At 43.6% G+C, this 1,875-nt stretch carries 2 protein-coding genes and 1 pseudogene; 2 read left to right on the top strand and 1 reads right to left on the bottom strand.

Features of this window, described 5'->3' with window-relative positions; genetic code table 11:
• Positions 1 to 138: 138 nt before the first annotated feature.
• A pseudogene (locus tag IQ260_RS30280) lies at positions 139 to 276 on the top strand (Uma2 family endonuclease); the annotation flags it as partial.
• 46 nt (positions 277 to 322) lie between these two features.
• Here IQ260_RS30280 and IQ260_RS30275 read toward each other — a convergent pair.
• Positions 323 to 916, bottom strand: a complete 594-nt coding sequence (locus IQ260_RS30275) for a hypothetical protein (protein WP_193996752.1) — start codon at positions 914 to 916, stop codon at positions 323 to 325.
• Between the two features lie 224 nt (positions 917 to 1,140).
• Between IQ260_RS30275 and IQ260_RS30270 the strand changes: the two genes are divergently transcribed.
• Positions 1,141 to 1,725: a hypothetical protein gene (locus tag IQ260_RS30270; protein ID WP_193996751.1), complete on the top strand. Its 585-nt coding sequence runs from the start codon at positions 1,141 to 1,143 to the stop codon at positions 1,723 to 1,725.
• The last annotated feature ends 150 nt before the right edge of the window (positions 1,726 to 1,875 follow it).

Genomic DNA, 1,875 nt, shown 5'->3' with positions numbered 1-1,875 from the left:
TCCGCCAAAGGTGGCACACATGCAAAGCGACTCAAAGCAGGATGGGATGACCAATATCTTTTCAAGGTGCTGGCCCAAGGAGATAACGCTAGTACCAAATTGTAAAGAAACGTATGCGTTTGCCCTGTATCACTAGGCTGGTTAATTGATCGTAAACAGCGAACGGTGCATGTCTACCGCCCCAATCAAGTTCCTCAAATACTTGAGAATCCCGATAGCGTAAGCGGCGACCCGGAGCTGCCTGATTTTACATTGCCTATGGCTAAGGTTTGGTAAGTGCTGACTCGTCTACCTGGGTGTAATCGTTCCAGCTGCGATCGCACTACCCCTCACACGCCAGATAAATCAAAATCCCCAGCAGACGTTCCAGGGGTTCTAAACTATAGGCCTCTAAATCAATGGTCAAATCTGTTCCTTCGAGCTTCAAAAATTTCCATAATTCACCATTGGTCACACAGCCATAAATCATCTTCTCTGGCTGTTGATTAAAGATCTGGGCAGCCACCATTTCGGCAGCGCATTGTCCTAAGCCTGCGTTTAAGTTTTCAGGCTTCGCTTCCACCATCATGACCACAGGCGATTCCAACACCAACAATCTGGGCGAGCGGGCAATTAAAAAATCCACATAGCCCACCAGTTCTTGGCTCGGATCAACGTTGAATTCTTTACCCGAAAAGACACTGACTTTGGTGTTAGCCAGTCGCCGTACTGCCGTCAAGATTGGATTAATAATCCATTCACTGCGTGCCTTTTCATTACCCTGAGCCAATGCCAGCGGAAGACTGTCTGCCAATGTCGCTGTTAACAGCGTATCAGGCGAGACGGCGGGTAGTGTGGGTAAGAAGTGAATGGCCTCATGAATGATAAGACCAAACTCTTGCTGTACCTTCTGTAAGCTGAATTTGCTATAGGGCATATAGGGTTAATCCGACTATGCCTTGATCATAGCTTAGACTTAAAATTTGCCGTCTAACGTGTCTACGCACCGTGCGCAAATGGTTTCATGCTCTGTAGCATAGTTAACTGTTGTTGCAAGGTCTCTAACTATACGGATACCTTCTGGCACCCTATGAATTTAATTGTATATGGTAGATACTACCAGAAATACGGATATCAGCATCATCTATAGGATTCGCACCTATGGCTTCAAAAAAAGAGCTTCAAACTATTCTTAAAGGAAAATACGGCATTAATAAAAATATCAGCAAATCTCTAACTGCTGCTGATTGTGAACGGCTACTGATACTGCTTGAAAAAGAATCTAGCGCGCTTCACCTAGTAAACTCGTTTATAGAAAAAAATACGGATTTAGGCAAAAACAATCAGCAGTGCGGTTTATCACGAACTAATTCTGAAAAAAAGCTAAAAAAAATGCAGCTGGACTATCAAAAGATAGAAGCGCAAATAGCCGCTATGGAGCAAGCTAAAGAAGATCTGATAAAGCAAAAGCGAGTAGTTGCCAACGAAGTTAAGGCTCGTCAGGCAGATATCAAACGTCTAGCCGCTGAGAAACAACATCTGACTTCAAAAGCAGAAGCCTTAGCTAAAGATAATAGCGAGCTTTTCGAAGCTAATACATATCTAAAAAAAGATAATAGAGATCTTAAAAATACTGTTGATAAAATCCGTCTAAAACTTGCGCAAAGAATAAGTGCTCTGCTTGAGTATGAGGATAGCGAACTTCGCAGAGCCTTGCTTACATGGTTTCGCGGGACTCTTGGCTAGAGGTGATAACTATGAAATCTAAGAAAAAACGCCTTCTCTTTAGCGGCATGGGCTACCGCGAAGTTCAGCGCTCTAATTCTAGCCGACGCAAAAGGCTTTCTAAAAAAGAAAAAGCCTGGCTCAAAGAGCAGGGATATAAGAACGTAGGCT

Origin of the sequence: Leptolyngbya cf. ectocarpi LEGE 11479, assembly GCF_015207065.1 — a bacterium.
GTDB classification, from domain to species: Bacteria; Cyanobacteriota; Cyanobacteriia; order Phormidesmidales; family Phormidesmidaceae; genus Leptothoe; species Leptothoe ectocarpi.
This window is presented reverse-complemented; position numbering and strand designations above follow the sequence as displayed.

Bases quoted from the DNA above. Each gene is read 5' to 3' on its own strand.
- IQ260_RS30270 (WP_193996751.1), top strand. From the start codon at position 1,141: ATGGCTTCAAAAAAAGAGCTTCAAACTATTCTTAAAGGAAAATACGGC.
- IQ260_RS30275 (WP_193996752.1), bottom strand. From the start codon at position 916: ATGCCCTATAGCAAATTCAGCTTACAGAAGGTACAGCAAGAGTTTGGT.